The organism is Burkholderia aenigmatica, from assembly GCF_048627025.1.
GTDB classification, from domain to species: Bacteria; Pseudomonadota; Gammaproteobacteria; order Burkholderiales; family Burkholderiaceae; genus Burkholderia; species Burkholderia aenigmatica.
Genome location: NZ_CP184469.1, coordinates 2,431,253 through 2,447,231 on the forward strand (window position 1 = coordinate 2,431,253; position 15,979 = coordinate 2,447,231).

At 68.3% G+C, this 15,979-nt stretch carries 15 protein-coding genes; 4 read left to right on the top strand and 11 right to left on the bottom strand.

Features of this window, described 5'->3' with window-relative positions:
- Nucleotides 1-51 precede the first annotated feature (51 nt).
- The 5 genes from ACN8ZM_RS27865 to ACN8ZM_RS27885 form a co-directional block, all read right to left on the bottom strand.
- The gene (locus ACN8ZM_RS27865; RefSeq protein WP_420211339.1) at nucleotides 52-1,038 is read right to left on the bottom strand and encodes a flagellin N-methylase; all 987 of its coding nucleotides are present in this window, start codon (nucleotides 1,036-1,038) and stop codon (nucleotides 52-54) included.
- The gene (locus ACN8ZM_RS27870) at nucleotides 1,032-1,841 is read right to left on the bottom strand and encodes a MetQ/NlpA family lipoprotein (protein ID WP_420211340.1); all 810 of its coding nucleotides are present in this window, start codon (nucleotides 1,839-1,841) and stop codon (nucleotides 1,032-1,034) included. The genes ACN8ZM_RS27865 and ACN8ZM_RS27870 overlap by 7 nt, the downstream gene beginning before the upstream one ends.
- Complete coding sequence (locus ACN8ZM_RS27875; protein WP_420211341.1) at nucleotides 1,838-2,887, bottom strand: formylglycine-generating enzyme family protein; 1,050 nt, start codon at nucleotides 2,885-2,887, stop codon at nucleotides 1,838-1,840. The genes ACN8ZM_RS27870 and ACN8ZM_RS27875 overlap by 4 nt, the downstream gene beginning before the upstream one ends.
- A 16-nt stretch (nucleotides 2,888-2,903) precedes the next feature.
- Complete coding sequence (locus ACN8ZM_RS27880) at nucleotides 2,904-4,862, bottom strand: arylsulfatase (protein ID WP_420211342.1); 1,959 nt, start codon at nucleotides 4,860-4,862, stop codon at nucleotides 2,904-2,906.
- Nucleotides 4,863-5,076: 214 nt separating this feature from the next.
- Nucleotides 5,077-5,796, bottom strand: a complete 720-nt coding sequence (locus tag ACN8ZM_RS27885) for an SDR family oxidoreductase (RefSeq protein ID WP_205823968.1) — start codon at nucleotides 5,794-5,796, stop codon at nucleotides 5,077-5,079.
- A 193-nt stretch (nucleotides 5,797-5,989) separates the two neighbouring features.
- Here ACN8ZM_RS27885 and ACN8ZM_RS27890 point away from each other — a divergent pair, with 193 nt between their 5' ends.
- Complete coding sequence (locus tag ACN8ZM_RS27890) at nucleotides 5,990-6,211, top strand: hypothetical protein (protein ID WP_420211343.1); 222 nt, start codon at nucleotides 5,990-5,992, stop codon at nucleotides 6,209-6,211.
- Nucleotides 6,212-6,377: 166 nt separating this feature from the next.
- Here the strand turns inward: ACN8ZM_RS27890 and ACN8ZM_RS27895 are convergent, their stop codons facing one another.
- From ACN8ZM_RS27895 to ACN8ZM_RS27905, 3 genes are all read right to left on the bottom strand, one after another.
- A complete protein-coding gene (locus tag ACN8ZM_RS27895) occupies nucleotides 6,378-7,685 on the bottom strand; it encodes an MFS transporter (RefSeq protein ID WP_420211344.1) in 1,308 nt (435 codons plus the stop codon).
- A 191-nt stretch (nucleotides 7,686-7,876) separates the two neighbouring features.
- Nucleotides 7,877-8,770, bottom strand: coding sequence for a DMT family transporter (locus ACN8ZM_RS27900; RefSeq protein WP_420211345.1), 894 nt, complete (start codon nucleotides 8,768-8,770; stop codon nucleotides 7,877-7,879).
- 264 nt (nucleotides 8,771-9,034) lie between these two features.
- Nucleotides 9,035-9,946, bottom strand: a complete 912-nt coding sequence (locus ACN8ZM_RS27905; protein WP_089453674.1) for a LysR family transcriptional regulator — start codon at nucleotides 9,944-9,946, stop codon at nucleotides 9,035-9,037.
- 125 nt (nucleotides 9,947-10,071) lie between these two features.
- Here ACN8ZM_RS27905 and ACN8ZM_RS27910 point away from each other — a divergent pair, with 125 nt between their 5' ends.
- The gene (locus tag ACN8ZM_RS27910) at nucleotides 10,072-11,091 is read left to right on the top strand and encodes a zinc-dependent alcohol dehydrogenase family protein (RefSeq protein ID WP_420211346.1); all 1,020 of its coding nucleotides are present in this window, start codon (nucleotides 10,072-10,074) and stop codon (nucleotides 11,089-11,091) included.
- 61 nt (nucleotides 11,092-11,152) lie between these two features.
- On the opposite strand, the gene ACN8ZM_RS27915 is transcribed toward ACN8ZM_RS27910, so the two are convergent.
- The 3 genes from ACN8ZM_RS27915 to ACN8ZM_RS27925 are packed head-to-tail and all read right to left on the bottom strand — an operon-like array spanning nucleotide 11,153 to nucleotide 14,350.
- Nucleotides 11,153-12,337, bottom strand: a complete 1,185-nt coding sequence (locus ACN8ZM_RS27915; RefSeq protein WP_175025659.1) for a porin — start codon at nucleotides 12,335-12,337, stop codon at nucleotides 11,153-11,155.
- Nucleotides 12,338-12,389: 52 nt separating this feature from the next.
- The gene (locus ACN8ZM_RS27920) at nucleotides 12,390-13,178 is read right to left on the bottom strand and encodes an ABC transporter substrate-binding protein (protein ID WP_089453677.1); all 789 of its coding nucleotides are present in this window, start codon (nucleotides 13,176-13,178) and stop codon (nucleotides 12,390-12,392) included.
- Between the two features lie 50 nt (nucleotides 13,179-13,228).
- Complete coding sequence (locus ACN8ZM_RS27925; RefSeq protein ID WP_420212681.1) at nucleotides 13,229-14,350, bottom strand: M20 aminoacylase family protein; 1,122 nt, start codon at nucleotides 14,348-14,350, stop codon at nucleotides 13,229-13,231.
- A 184-nt stretch (nucleotides 14,351-14,534) separates the two neighbouring features.
- Between ACN8ZM_RS27925 and ACN8ZM_RS27930 the strand changes: the two genes are divergently transcribed.
- Together ACN8ZM_RS27930 and groES are read left to right on the top strand one after the other, a co-directional pair.
- Nucleotides 14,535-15,494, top strand: a complete 960-nt coding sequence (locus ACN8ZM_RS27930; RefSeq protein ID WP_089453678.1) for a LysR substrate-binding domain-containing protein — start codon at nucleotides 14,535-14,537, stop codon at nucleotides 15,492-15,494.
- 184 nt (nucleotides 15,495-15,678) lie between these two features.
- Nucleotides 15,679-15,969: a co-chaperone GroES gene (groES, locus tag ACN8ZM_RS27935; RefSeq protein WP_027790739.1), complete on the top strand. Its 291-nt coding sequence runs from the start codon at nucleotides 15,679-15,681 to the stop codon at nucleotides 15,967-15,969.
- The last annotated feature ends 10 nt before the right edge of the window (nucleotides 15,970-15,979 follow it).

The window sequence follows — 15,979 nt, forward strand, 5'->3', positions numbered from 1 at the left end:
AAGCGATTGAAAGAGCGCCGATTGTAAGGCACGTGTGGCGTGCCGCGATCGTTACGCGGCGAGCGGATCGGCGGCGGGCCGGTCGGCGAGCCACGCGTCGATGCGCAGCGCGTCTTCACGCCTGCCGGCCGCAGGCGTCGGCATCGCGACCAGTGCCTGCCGCGCACGTTCAAGCGCCTGCGCGAAGCCGCGCAGCTCGCGTGTCGCGGGGCGGTCGTCGGCATGTCGCCGCGCGAGTGCCGCTTCGATGTTCATGTCGATCAACCCGAGTTGCGCGTCGATGAACGCAATGCAGCGCGTGCGGCAATGCTCGGATACCGGTGCGACGGCCAGCAGGACAGGCACGATCGACACGGTCAGGTAACCGCCGGGCGCCAGCCGCGACACGGCGTGCTGCACGCCCTGCCCGCCGCCGATCCACGACGCGAACACCGCATCGCGCCACACCGCGCGCTCGAACACGAGTGCTTCGCGATACGCGTCGAGCGCCGCACGGTCCGCGACCTGTCCGGCCGTCACCAGCGGAATCGGGAATGACGATTCGACCGACGCGTGCGCGCTCGCCGTTTCGACGATGCAGTTCGCGCCAAGCCATCGCGCATCGTCGCGCCGCGCGGCCAGCACTCGGGACTGCAAGCGATCCGGCAGCATCGGATCGAGCGGCACCGCGCTGCAGATCGACGGCTTGTCCGCATGCACGCTGCAGCGGCCATCGTCGGCCAGCGCCGCGCACCGGCCAAGCGACGGATAGTCGTAACCCTGCAGCGTCAGCGCGATCCATTCGGCGCCCGCGCCGCCGGTGCGATGAAACAACCGCTCCGCCAGCGCATCGGAAGCCGCGACGTCTTCTGCATCGAGCACGTGCTCGCGGCCGCCCGCGCGCCAGCGCTCGCCGATCCGCCGCTTCGGTACGCGACGGATCGTCAGCGCGCCGACGAAGCGATGCCGATGGCGGAACAGTTCGCGCAACGACAACGTCGGCGCGCTGTTGCAGCAGCGTCCGCATGCGTTGCACGCGAGCAGGTAGCTGTCTACCACGGCCGCCGCACCGAATCCTGGTAGCGCGTGAGGATGAAGCGCGCGACATCGTCCGAATGGTAGGCCGCGACGAGCTGCGTCACCCACGGCTTCGCGCGATCGGCATCGCGCACCGTCAGCACGTTCGCATACGGCGAGCGCGCATCCTCGATGCTGATGCTGTCGCGCGCGGGTTGCAGCCCGGCGCGCGCGGCATCGTCGCTGTCGATCGCGACGAACGCGGCCGTGTCGAGCGCCGCATGAAGGCGATCGCGGCGCAGTGCGACGAGCTTCAGCCCGAGCCGGTTGCCGGTCACGTCGCGCAACGTCGCGTGCAGGCCCGCCTGCTCGCGCAGCGTCACCAGCGTGTCGTTCTGCAGCAGCACGAGCGCGCGCGCCATCCCGCGCGGATCGGCCGGAATCGCGACCCTCGCACCGGGCTGCAGTTCGTTCAGGGTCTTCAGCTTGCGCGAATAGAGCGCCATCGGCAGCGTGACGGTCGGCGCGATGTCGGCCAGTGCGTAGCGTTTCCGCGCGCGTGTCGCGGCAAGCTGTTGCGCATCCTCGAAGCTGGCCGCGTCGATCCGGCCGTCGGCCAGCGCCGCGTCGATGCGCGACGCATCGTCGAATTCGACGACGTCGACACCCAACCCTCGCGACGCGGCGACCCGCTTCACTTCGTCCAGGATCTGCGCATGCACGCCGCGCGTCACGCCGACGCGCACGGCCGGAGCGACTGATTCGGCTGCAACCGTCGAGCCCGAATGCACGACCCCGCACGCAACGATCAGCCACGCCCCCGCGCAATGCCACACGCGCTTCATGTTGCATCCCTCAGAATCGTGCGGAACCCGATATGCGACGCGCCGAGATCGGCTTCCTGCTGTTCGCGCGACGACGCACGATAGCGCACGCAGTAGTCGCGCGAGCACAGGAACGAGCCGCCCTTGATGACCATCGGCGTATCGTGCCGGCGCGTCGGCGGCGCGACGGCCGCCGTGTCGCCGTTCGTATGCGACTGGTGCGGGCCCGTGTACGCGTCCTTCGTCCATTCCCATGCGTTGCCGATCATGTCGTAGAGCCGGAACCCGTTCGCCGCGTAGCAGCCGACCGGCGCGAGCCCCGCGTGACCGTCCTCGGCCGTATCGAGCACCGGGAACACGCCCTGCCAGTAGTTCGCGGCCGGCTTGCCCTGCGCGTCGCGCGGCGCGGCATCGAGCGACGCATCGTCGCGGCCGGCCTTGCCCGCGTATTCCCATTCGGCCTCGGTCGGCAGGTCGCGGCCGAGCCAGTGTGCATACGCGAGCGCATCGCGCTGCGTGACGAGCGTGACCGGCAGGTTGCCGAGCCCGTCGATGCCGCTGCCCGGCCCGCGAGGATGGCGCCACGACGCGCCCTTCACCCACGACCACCACGCAAAGTCGCGCGCGTTCATCTCGTCGCGCGTCGGCACATGGAACACCGCCGCCCCACCTTGCTGCTCGGCCTCGGTCACGTAGCCGGTCGCCTGCACGAAAGCGGCGAACTGCGCGATCGTCACGTCGGTCTGGTCGATCCAGAACCCGCCGACACGCGTGCGGCCGTCGCCGACCGGGCGCTCGTCCACGTAGCCGCGTGTGCTGCCGAACACGAACGCGCCGCCGCGCAGGTGCACCATCCCGGCCTTCGCGTCGTCGCGCCACCCGGCCGGCAGTCCCGAATAGCGCGCGCACTGCCGCTCCGAGCCGAGCGGCGCGAGCGCGCGGCCGCGATTCGCGTCGTCGAACGCATCGCCCGCCGGTGCGACGGGATTCGCATAGCCGGCCGCGAACGCGGCGGCGAACAGCGTGGCGGCCAGCGCCGCGCCGATCGTCCAGAACCTGAACCGCATCGTGTCGTCTCCGCGATCAGTAGTAGCCGCGCGGACGCAGCGGCTCGACACCGCCGACGTTGCTCATGTAGGTCTTCCACTGGTCGACGAGCGTGCTGATCACCGACGGGTTCTGCGCAGACACGTCGGTCGTCTCGCCGCGATCCGACGCGAGGTCGTACAGCTGCCAGTGACCGTCGGGCGGCCCGAGCGGCGGCTCGGTCCACAACGCCTTCCAGCGGCCATCGGCGCTGCGCAGGTATGCGCGGCCGTACGCTTCGTCGCCGAACGGCGTCGTATGCACCTCGCCCGTCGCGGAACCCGTGAGCACCGGCAGCAGCGACTGGCCCGTCACCGGATACACGTAGCGGTTGTTGTAGATTACCTTGCCCTTGTTCTGGTCGACACCCGTCAGCGTGTTGACGAGCGGCGGCGCCGGCTGCGACGGCGGCGTGACGCCCGCGACCGCGAGGAAGGTCGCCGTGTTGTCGGTCACGTGCGTGAACGCGCGCAGCGTCGGCAACGACTGCGTCTGGCCCGGCAGGTGCACGATCGTCGGCGTCGACACGCCGCCTTCGGCCGAATAGCCCTTCGTGAGCCGGAACGGCGACGCGCTCACCTCGGCCCAGCGCAGCCCGTACTGCAGGCGCTGCGCGTTCTGCTTGCCGTTGTCGGTGCCGAGCGTCGAGTAGATCGGCGCCTGTCCGTTCGCGGTATCGGTCGCGGTCGGGTCGGCGCCGCCGTCGATCGGCCAGCCTTCCGCGCCGTTGTCCGACTGGAACATGATGAACGTGTTGTCGTATTCGCCGATGTCCTTCAGGTGCTGGATCAGGAGGCCGATGTTGTAGTCGAGGTTCTCGACCATCCCCGCATAGATCTCCATGTAGCGCGCCTGCGCACGGCGCTCGGCCGGCGACAGGCTCGACCACAGCTTGTCGACCTTGCCGGGGCCGTAGTCGCTGTAGCCGTCCGCGGCCGAATGCACCGCGCTGATGTACTTCGCGCCGGCCGTGCCGTTGTTCGCGGTCGCGGGCGACGCGGCCGTCGTTTCCGGCAGACCGTCGAACGGCTTGAAGTCGGCGGGGATCAGGCCGAGCGCCTTCTGCCGCGCGATCCGCGCGTTGCGGATCGCGTCGTAGCCGGCGTCGTACACGCCCGCGTACTTGTGCAGCCACGGATCGGGCACCTGCAGCGGCCAGTGCGGTGACGTATACGCCGCATACGCGAAGAACGGCTTGCCGTCGCGCTGGTTCGAGTCGATGTACGAGATCAGCTTCTGCGTATAGAAATCGGTCGAATAGAACACGGCCGGGCTGCCGCCCACACCGCCCGGCTGTCCGGGCTGGCCAGGCTGCACGTAGCGGCCGTCTTCGGTGTAGTTCGACGAGCCGGCCGGCTCGTGCGCGAAGTGATTGGTCGCCGCGCCGCCGAGCAGCACGTAGCTGCGCTCGAAACCCCACTGGTCGGGCGTCTGGCCGCTGCCCGTCGCGCTGCCGACGATTCCCGAGCCGATGTGCCACTTGCCCGCGATGTACGTGTGGTAGCCGGCGTCCTTCAGTAGTTGTGCGAACGACAGTGCGCGATCGTTCAGGTAGCCCTCGTAGCCGGGCAGCCCGCGCCGTTCGTCGGTCGGCACGCCCATCGTGCCTTCGCCGACGAGATGGTGGTCGGTGCCGGACACCAGCATCGCACGCGTGATCGCGCAGACGGTGCCCGTGTGATGGTTCGACAGGATGCGGCCCGACGCGACGAGCGCATCGAGGTTCGGCGTGTTGATCTCGCCGCCGAATGCATGGATGTCGGAATAGCCGAGATCGTCGGCCATGATGTACAGGATGTTCGGGCGTTTCTGAGCCAGCGGCGGCGTGGTGCCGGCCGGTGACGACGGCGGATCGCTGTCGACGCCGCCGCACGATGCGAGCGACAGCGCACCGGCAATCGCGGCGCAGACGACACGGAAACGAAAAGCATGCAACGGCGAAGCGGACTTTTTCATTGCTCTGGAACGCTCGATCTACAGGATCGGCGATCTTAGCGTCGCGCGCGCGGCGCCCAAAGTCGGATTCGTCACATGCTAACGGGGTAGCGGAATATGCGCGCAAGCCACATGCGCGCCATCAGCGCACGCGTATGCGCGCGCCCGGATTGGGTATCGAAGCCGGCCGCTGCCGGGCCTCGCGTCTACCGTGCCGAATGCTTCAACCGCTGCGTCAACTACGCCCGCCGAGACTGCCGCCGCCATCCACGGCCAGCACCTGCCCCGTGACGAAGCCGGCTTCGTCCGCCAGGAAGAACGCGATCGCGGCCGCCACGTCGTCGGACGTGCCGAGCCGGCGCGCGGGAATCGTCGCGAGCACCTTGCGCTCGGCTTCGCTGCCGACGGGCCGCGTCTGCCGGAACAGTTCCGTCTCGATCGGCCCCGGCGCCACCGCGTTGACGGTCACGCCATGCTCGGCCAGTTCGAGCGCCCACGTGCGCGTGCAGCCGACGAGCGCACTCTTCGCGGCGGAATAGGCGGTGCGATCGAGACTGCCGAAGATCGCGCGGCTGCAAACGTTGACGATGCGTCCGTAGCCGCGCGCCTTCATCGCATCCGCAAAGTGCTGCGTGACCTGGATCGCAGCCCGCACGTTGAGATCGAACACCGCCTGCAGCGACTGGAAGTCGATCTGCCCGAGCGGTTGCGGCAACGCGATGCCGGCGTTGTTCACGATGCCGTCGACTTGATGCTGCTCGCCGATGCGCGCAAGGGTGGCCGCGGTCTGCTCAATGTCGGCGAGATCGCACGCGAGCAATTCGCCGGGAAAATCGATGTCCTGCGTGTGACGCGCGAGGCCGATGACGCGATGGCCGCGCCGTGCGAGCAAGGCGCTGACCGCAAAGCCGATGCCGCGCGAGGCGCCGGTGACGAGATACGTGCGAGATGACATGAGTGCTCCCGAAGTCCGTTCACATGAATGGCGTGGAAGCGCGTTTCCGGAGCGGAAGCCCGGAACCTGCGCTTTCGTTGGACGATTCTACGTGCGTAACGGGAATGACGTCGTGTCGCTACGGGTGCGGCTGTAGCAACACGGTATGTTCGATCCGCGTCCGCATCGTCAGTGATTTCCAACACCGGTCGACGTGTCGTACAGCCAGCGCATCACGAAAACCGGCGGCGCGGGTTCGGCGGCGCTGACGCGCGCCGGCGAATCGCGGCTCGCCGGCGGCGAGGATCGGCCGCTCGCGACGCTGCGGCAGAGCGTCGATTCGAGCGATGCCTGTAACGCGACACGGGTGCTGCACGTCAATGGCGAGCACGCGGAGTATTCGGTGAACTGCAATTCACTCCGGGAGTCGAATTGAATCGGCTCGGCTCGGCTCGGCTCGGCTCGGCTCGGCTCGGCTCGGCTCGGCTCGGCTCGGCTCGGCTCGGCTCGGCTCGGCGCGAGCGCGTCACGGGTGCGTCACTGCACTTGCCAGGCACGCACCCGCCGCGTGACGCATCCGGCATCGGCGCACGCGGCGGTGGTCAGCCCACCCGCCCCGCCGCCACCTGCATCGCGCGCCGCGACGCGACCCGCAACCCGAGCACGCCGCCGGCCAGCAACGCGACCGCGACCAGCAGCAGCGCGAGGTCGTACGAATGCGTGACGTCCTTGATCCGCCCCATCACCGGCGGCAGCGCGAGCCCCGCGATGTTCGCGACCGCGTTGATCAGCGCGATCGACGCGGCGGCCGTGAGACCCGACACGTATTCGGTCGTCACGGCCCAGAACACTGGCGTCGCGGCCCAGTTGAAGCCGACCGCGAGCACGAGCAGCGCATATGCGACGGGCAGCGTCGGCGTATAGATCGCCGCGATCAGCAACGCGCCGGCGAGCAGCATCGGCACGCCGAGATGCAGCGCGCGTTCGCCGCCGAGATCCGAACGCCGGCCGTTCACGTACATCGCGACGCACGCGAACAGGAACGGCAGCGCGGACAGGCTGCCGACCGCGAAACTCGATTGTCCCGACAGGCTCTTCACGAGCAGCGGCAGGAAAAGCGTGAGGCCGATCGTGCCGAACGCCTGCAGCAGCCAGAACGCGGCGAGCGCCCACACCTTGCCGTCGCCGAACGCACGCCGCAGCGCGACGCCGTGCGACAGGTGCTCGCGCGGCGCGGTGTCACGCAGCGTCGCTTCGAGCCACGCGCGTTCGTCGGCCGGCAGCCAGCGCGCATGGGCGGGCGTGTCGGGCAGGCGGCGCAGCACGACGAATCCGAGCAGCAGCGCGGGCACGCCTTCGAGAAGGAACAGCCAGCGCCAGCCCTCGATGCCGAGCACGCCGTTCAGGTTCAGCAGCGCGCCGGACAGCGGCAGCCCGATCACCGACGCGAGCGTCGCGCCGATATAGAAGAACGACATCGCGCGTGCACGATCGCTCGGCGGATACCATGCGGACAGGTAGTAGATGATGCCCGGCGTGAACCCCGCTTCCGCCGCGCCGAGCAGCAGGCGCATCGCATAGAGTTGCCCCGGCGTATGGACGGCGCTCATCGCGGCCGCGACGATGCCCCACGTGATCATGATCCGCGCGATCCAGCGGCGTGCGCCGACGCGCGCGAGGAACAGGTTGCTCGGCACCTCGAACAGGATGTAGGTCACGTAGAACAGCCCCGCGCCCAGCCCGTACATCCCGGCGCTCAACCCGAGATCGGCGTTCATCTGCAGCGCCGCGACCGAGATGTTCGAGCGGTCGATATACGCGACGAGATACAGCAGCATCAGGAACGGAATCAGGCGCAGGTTCAGGCGCCGCATCGTCGCGGCGTGCAACTGCGGGGCGGCAGCGGTCATCGGTGTGTCTCCTGGTTCGTCTCGCCCGTCTCGAGGGACGGTACAGTCGCCGCGCGCACGGCGGCGGCGTCGCGCCGCGTGAAGCGCGGCGTCATCCAGGCCAGTCTAGAAGCCGTGCGAATTTCGCGTCAATTACCGGGACGTCGTCTCGATATGTGAGATGCGCGTGGCGAGTTGCATCCCGCGTGCGTTCAGTAGCGCATCACGAGAAACAGCCCCGCGGCCGCGAGCGCCATGCCCGGCCATGCGAGCGCGCCGATCGTCTCGCCGAGCGCCACCAGCGCGATCAGCGCGGTCGCGGGCGGAATCAGGAAGAACAGCGCCGACACGCGCGACGCCTCGCCGTGGCGCACCATCGCGAGCAGCAGCGAGATCGCGATCAGCGAGTTGCAGATGACGAGGTACGCGAGCGAACCGGCGAGCCCGGCGGTCCATTGCACGTGCATCGGTTCGAGCGCGAACGCGAGCGGTGCCGTGACCGCGAGGCCGACCGCGTACTGCACGAGGTTCGCGGTAACCGGATGGACGTCGGTGCCGAAGCGTTTTTCCCACAGCGTGCCGCCGGTGATGCACGCGAGCGCGAACAGCGCGAACGCGAGCGCCCACGGTGACGCGACGTCGACCGACGAACGCGCGAGGATCACCAGCACCGCGCCCGCGGCGCCGAGCGCGAGGCCGATCCAGCGCAACACGCCAACGCGCTCGCCGGCAATCATCGGCGCGAGCAATCCGACGAGAATCGGCTGTTGCGACGTGACGAGCGCGACGGCGCCGGCCGACATGCCGAGCTTGAGGCTCAGGTACGTGAACGCGAAATAACCGGCCTGCAGCAACAGGCCGACCACGATGAGATCGCGCCAGGCACGCCCCGTGCGCGGCAACGCGGGGCGCAGCCACAGGAACGGGCCGGCGAGCAGCGCGACGACGCATGCGTAGCGCAGTGCGAGGAACGTGAGCGGATCGGCATAGCGCAAGCCGAGCTTCAGGAACACGAAGCCGCTTGCCCACAGGAGCAGGAACAGCGCGGGCGCGATGCGCAACCAGCCCGGTTGCCGTGCGGCCTTCGGGGTATCGATCGTCGTCATGCGCGCTCGCATGGTGTCGTCGCAGGGATGTCTGGCCCGCTCGTGCCGGGGCGGCGTGCGAGCCCGCGCATCAGCGGCACACCGGGTGCCCGTTGAGGTTCGGTACGGCCACTGTCGCGACGATGACAACCTGCGGTTCCCGCTTCATGACGGCGCGCCCCCGGATATTCGGCTGCGACGATCATACGCCGCGCCAGCCGAACATGCGTCGTGTGGATGTCGCGATCGCCGCGGCTCGGCGCGTCGCGCCTCCAACGTCACGCGTCAATCGTCCGACGCCAGCATGCGCGGTATCTCGTCGACGAGCGCATCGATGACGACGCGCACCTTCGACGGCACCTGGCGCGATGCCGGCCGCACCGCGGACACCTCGGCACCCGATACGCTGTTGCTGTCCATCACGAGCGCGAGGCGGCCGTCGCGCAGGTAAGGCGCCATCAGCCAGCACGGCAGCCACGCGAGGCCCGCGCCGGCGGCGGCGGCATCGGCGATCGCCTGCAGGTCGTCGAGCCGCAGGCGGCCGGCCGGGCGATGGTCGTGCACCGCGCCGTCCGCGCCGACGACCCGCCACGGCGTCGCATGCCCGCCGCGCGAATACGCGATGCCGACGTGCGACGCGAGCGCGTCGAGCCCCGCTGGCCGGCCATGACGTTCGAGATACGCGGGCGATGCGCAGATGCCCATGCGCTGCACGCCGAGCTTCCGGCCGACCAGCGCGCTCGTATCGGCCAGCTCGCCGATGCGCACCGCGATGTCGAAGCCGTCGTTGACCAGATCGGCCACGCGATCGCTGAACGACACGTCGATTTCGAGCCGCGGATGGCGCTCCACGAGGCGTCGCATGACGGGCGCCACGCATTGCCGCCCGAACAGCACGGGCACGCTGACGCGCAACCGCCCCGCCGGCTCGCGCTGCCCCGCGTCGAGCGCGGCCTCCGTCTCGCCGAGTTCGGCCAGCAGCCGCCGGCACTGCTCGTAATAGACGAGCCCTTCGTCGGTCAGGCCGAGCTGGCGCGTCGTGCGCTGCAGGAGCCGGGCGCCGAGGCGGCGTTCGAGCCGCGCGACGACCTTCGCGACGGCCGAGCGCGTCACCCCGAGCCGCAGCGCCGCCGCCGCAAAGCTGCCCGACTCCACCACGTCGACAAATTCGGCCACGCCTCTCAGCCGCTCATCCATGCGATTACGCTCCATTGGGTCACCGGTTTGTATCCACACAGACGACAGTCATCGGCCGATTTCTCGCCAATGCGTCCCCGTGCGCAACACTATGATAGTCCGCTCTATCTCGAAAAGGAGTCGACATGAACGCATGGCAAGTGAAACCGGGCGACGGCGTGGCCGGGCTTCGGCGCATCGACGCGCCGCGCCGCGCGGTCGGGCCGACCGACGTCGTCGTGAAGATCCACTCGGCCGGACTGAACTATCGCGACCTGATGTTCGCGCGCGGCGACTATCTCGGCATCGGCACGGACGCGCTGATTCCGGTTGCCGACGGCGCCGGCGAAGTGATCGAAACCGGTCGCGACGTCACGCGCTTCAAGCCGGGCGATCGCGTGATCAACACGTACTTCCCGCATTGGCTCGACGGGCCGCCGACGCCGCAGAAAGTCTCCGGGTCGCCCGGCGCGCAATTCGACGGCGTGCTGGCCGAACATTTCGTGTCCGACGAAGCCGCGCTGGTCGCGATTCCCGCGCATTTGAACTACGACGAGGCGGCGACGCTGTCGTGCGCGGGCATCACGGCCTGGAACGCGCTGTTCGACGACGGCGGCCTGGGGCCTGGCGCCACCGTGGTGCTGCTCGGCACGGGCGGCGTGTCGATCGTCGCGTTGCAGCTCGCGCATGCGGCGGGGCTGCGCACGATCGTCACGTCGTCGAGCGATGCGAAGCTCGAGCGCGCCCGTGCACTCGGTGCGGACGCAACGATCAACTATCGCGCGACGCCCGAATGGCAGCATGAGGTGCTGCGGCTCACCGATGGCGCAGGGGCGGATCTGGTCGTTGAAGTCGGCGGCAAGGATACGCTGCCGCGCTCGGTCGCCGCGACGAAGATGGGCGGCATCGTATCGGTGATCGGCGGCCTCAGCAGCTTCGGCGGCCCCGAACTCGGGCTGCTGTCGCTGATCGGCGGGATCCGGCAGTTGCACGGCATCATGGTCGGCAGCCGCACGATGCTCGACGACGTCGTGCGGCTCGTCGACGCAAAGCAGATCAAGCCGGTGGTCGATCGCGTGTTCGGTTTCGACGAAGCGCCGCAGGCGTATGCCTACCTGCAGTCGGGGCAGCACTTCGGCAAGGTGGTGATTCGCGTCGCGCAGTAAGCGCGTCGAGGCGACGGGCCGTTTGGCCCGCCGCCTCAACGGCGCTTCCCGCATCGCCCCGTCAGAACTTGTGACGAATCCCCGCGTGAACCATCAGCTGCTTCGACGTCGACGACAAGTCCGCCGCACCGGGAATATAGGCCTGGTCGAGCGACGAGCCCGTCGCATCGCCCGCAACCCGCTGATACGCGCCCATCAGGTACACGTCCGTGCGCTTCGACAGGTTGTAGTCGGCCATCAGCCCGAGCGAATGGATCTTCGGCTTCGCGCTGCCCGTCGTCGCGTCATAGCGCACCGTCGTGTACACGTACTGTGCACCGACGAACAGCGCGGGCGTGAACTGGTATTTGCCGTTCACCTCGAAGTTCTGGTACTTGATCGACGACACCGTGCCGCCCGCGAGCGGACCGGTCACCGGCTCGATCGTTTCGTCGCCGAACAGGTAGCCGACGTTCGCGGTCGGCCGCGTGACGTTGCTGTTCGTGTACGCGAACCCGAGCGTCGCGGGCCCCGCCGTGTAGTTGATGCCCGCACCGAAGATCCGCAGCCGCGCCGACGCGAAATTCGCATCGGCGCCGACCGATCCCGAGCCGGCGATCGCGCCGCCTGACGTCGCACCCGGGTTGTCCGCATTCAGGAAGGCCGCGCCAACGAGCAGTCCGCCCTGCTCATATTGCGCACCGATGCTCCACTGCCGGTTGTTCGCGAAGCCCGTGTCGTTGCTGAAGCTGTACGTGCCGCCGAACGAGAAGCCGGCGAAATCCGGACTCGCGTACTTGACCGTGTTGTTCACGCGAAACGTATTGCCGGTGTTGTCGTTGTCGAGCGGATGCGAGAACGGGTAGACGCCCCAGCTGCCGTTCGCGGTCGTCGGCGCGAGATAGTCGACCACCGCATCGTATTGCCGGCCGAGCGTCAGCGTGCCGAAACGCGCGCTGCCGAGGCCGACGTAGGCCTGCCGCCCGAACATGCGGCCGCCCTGTGCAAGCGTGCCGCTGTTAACGTTGAAGCCGTTCTCGATCTGGAACAGCGCGCTGTAGCCGCCGCCCAGATCCTCGGTGCCCTTCAGCCCCCAGCGGCTGCCTTGCGCGAAACCGCTCGCCATCTGCCACGCGCTGTGGCCGCCGACGTTGTTCGTGTAGTCGATGCCTGCATCGACGAGGCCGTACAGCGTGACACTGCCCTGCGCGAACGCGGGCGCTGCACACAGCGCCGGAATCGCGACGAATAACGATCTCCAGTTCATTCGTTTTCCTTATTGATATTGTCGTGACTGCCCGCTTGGCGGGCGTCGCAGCTTACTTCGCGCCGTAGATGTCGAAGTCGAAGTACTTCTTGTTGATGCGCTGGTACGTGCCGTTCGCGAGGATCGTCGCGAGCGCGCGGTTGAAGGCGTCGCGCAGGTCGTTGTCCTGCTTGCGCAGCCCGAGCCCGTCGCCCTGCCCGAAATACTTCACGTCGTCGATCGCCGCGCCGACGAACGCGAAATCCTTGCCCTGCGGCTTCTTCAGGAAACCGTCGCTGGCCGCGATCGATGCCTGGAACGCCGCGTCGAGCCGGCCCGTCACGAGATCGGCATAGACCTGATCCTGGTTCTGGTACGACACGATCTGCACGCCGGCCGGCTGCCAGTTCGCGACCGCGTAGTCCGCCTGCGCGGAGCCCTGCTCGACGCCCACACGCTTGCCCTTCAGTGCGTCGGCCGTCGGCAGCAGCGGCGAGCCCTTGCGCGCGATGAGGCGCGCCGGCGCATTCGAGATCCGGTTCGTGAAGGCGATCTGCTGCTGCCGCTTCGGCGTGATCGTCATCGACGACGCGATCACGTCGAACTTGCGTGCGAGCAGCCCCGGAATCATCCCGTCGAAACTCGACTCGACCCACACGCAGCGCGCATGCAGCTCCGCGCACAACGCATTCGTGATGTCGATTCCGAAGCCCGTCAGCGTGCCGTCGGGCAGCTTGTATTCGAGCGGCGGATAAGTCGGATCGACCGCGAGGCGGATCTCCTTGCCCGCCCAGTCGCCCGCGTGCGCCGCGCTTGCCGCCAGCGCCATCGCGAGCACTGCCATCCGTTTCCATTGCTTCATTGCCAGTCTCCTTCCTTGTGTGAATCGTCAGTCAAAATCGTGCAGGCCCGTCACGCGAGGTAGCGTTCCGCCAGCGCAATCCAGTAGCTCGCGCCCGTCGCGAGGCACGCGTCGTTGAAGTCGTAACCGGGATGGTGCAGCCCGCATCCGGCGGCGCCGTCGCCGTTGCCGATCGACAGATAGCTGCCGGGGCACGCGTTCAGCATGAACGCGAAGTCCTCGCTGGCCGCGATCGGCCGCAGATGCGGGATCAGCGCGCCATCGCCGCCCCATTCGCGGGCGACGTCGCGCGCAAACGCGGTTTCCGCCGTGTGATTGACGAGCACCGGGTACTCGTGCCGATAGTCGATCTCGGCCGTCGCGCCATAGCTTGCGGCCTGCCCGTGCACGATCTCGCGAATGCGCCGTTCGAGCAGCGCGCGCACGTCCGGCGACAGCGCACGCACGCTGAGTGCGAGTTCCGCGTGCGGCGGGATCACGTTCGATGCGGTGCCCGCATGGATCGAGCCGGCCGTCACGATCGCCAGCTCCTGAGGATTCACGTTGCGCGACACGACGGTCTGCAGCGCCATCACGATCGACGCGCAGACGACCACCGGATCGATCGTCGTATGCGGCACCGCGCCATGCCCGCCGCGCCCGCTCACGCGCACGCGCACCTCGTCCGCCGATGCCATCGCCGGGCCGTCGCAGAAACCGAGCACGCCAGCCGGCAGGCCCGGCACGTTGTGCATCGCGTACACCGCATCGCACGGAAACTGCGCGAACAGCCCGTCGTCGATCATCCGCTTCGCACCGCCGAGCCCTTCCTCCGCCGGCTGGAAAATCAGGTTCAGCGTGCCCGTGAAGCGTCCGCGCTCGGCCACGCAGCGCGCCGCCGCGAGCAGCATCGCCGTATGCCCGTCGTGGCCGCACGCGTGCATCACGCCGTCGCATCGGCTCGCGTGCGGCAGCCCGGTCGTCTCGCGGATCGGCAGCGCGTCCATGTCCGCGCGCAGCCCGAGCCGTTTCCCGGCGCCGTGCGTCAGCGTACCGACCACGCCCGTGCCGCCGAGCCCGCGCGTCACCCGATAACCCCACGTTGTCAGGAAGTCGGCCACGAGGTCGCTCGTCGCATGCTCCTCGAAGCCGAGCTCCGGATGCGCGTGCAGCCGGCGGCGGAGCGCGATCATTTCCGTCTCGATGGCCGCCATTTCCGGCAGGATAGGTTTGTGGTCCAACCCCGATTCTCCTCGATGCATTCCGGTTGCCGATCGCCCGAATGACCGATCGTGACCGCATCGTAGGCAGCGAAAATCCCGGCGAACAGCCGCGGTTTCGTTATGATGACAACCTTTCGTTGTCGGGTATCGCACCATGAGCACGATCAAGCTGCATCAGCTGCAGGCGCTCGTCGCGAGCGCGGAGGCCGGGAGTATTCGCGGCGCGGCGCGCACCCTCGGGCTGTCGCAGGCGGCCGTCACGCGCGCGCTGCGCGAACTGGAGGCCAGCGAACGCCTGCCGCTGCTGGTCCGCGCACCGGAGGGGATCGGCTTCACCGACTACGGCAAGACGCTGCTCACGCACGCGAAGCTCGTGCTGAAGCAGCTCGAACACGCGCAGAGCGATCTCGAACGCATGCGTGGCCGCGTCGAGGGCCGGCTGAGCGTCGGCGTGACACCGTGGCTCACGATGACCTTCCTCGCGGAAACGGTGCTGCGCTTTCGCGAGCAGATGCCCGACGTGCGCCTCGAACTCTACGAAGCGCTGATGGCCGTCGCGCAGCCGCTGTTGCGCGACGGCAGCATGGACTTCGCGCTCGGGCACGTGCAACCCGGCGGCACGCAGGAATTCGCGTTCGAGCCGATGCTGCGCTACGAAACCGCGGTGATGGTGCGCGCCGGCCATCCGCGCGAGCACGCGCGGTCGATCCACGACCTGGTCGAGAACGACTGGGTGCTGAATTTCGCGGCCGACGGGCAGGCCGCGCTCGTCGACTACCTGTTCACGCGCCACGGCGCCGAAATCGACGAACGGCGCATCGTGCGCGCGCAGTCGGTGGCGATGCTGCAGACGATGCTCGAACAGGCCGACATGTGCACGTGGTGCCCGACGATCCTCGCGGCCGTGCCGCCGTTCGGCGAACGGATGCGCGCGTTGCAGCTGAAGGAAACCTTCGAGCCGCGCGACCTCGGGATCGTCACGCGGCGCAGCAGCACGCTGAGCGACGCCGCGCGCTGCTTCATCGACTGCCTGCTGCACGTGATCCGCCGCCATGCGCGATCGGCCCGCAAGGCGGATCTCGCGCTGTTCAGGACGCTGTCGCTGCTGATCTGACGCGCGGCCCCGTCCGTCTTTCTTCTTCTTTCTCTTTCGCGTCGTTCGTCCAAAGCGCGTCCGTGAAAATGCATTTCCGAATCCGTTATTGGATCGCGCCGCCGTGCATTTTTATACTCGTCAGCACTCTCTGCAAAAGAGTGCCAGCCCATCTCGACAGAACAGATCAGCACAGGACGAACCAATGAGCCTACGCCCCTTGCACGACCGCGTGATCGTGAAGCGACTCGACCAGGAAACCACCACCGCGTCGGGCATCGTGATCCCCGACAGCGCCGCGGAAAAGCCCGACCAGGGTGAAGTGATCGCCGTCGGCCCCGGCCGCAAGGATGCGGACGGCCAGCGCATCGTGCCCGACCTGCAGGTCGGCGAGCGCGTGCTGTTCGGCAAGTACGCGGGCCAGGCCGTCAAGCTCGACGGCACCGAGTTTCTCGTCCTGCGCGAGGAAGACATCGTCGCGGTCGTCAATCAATAACGGAGCGCAA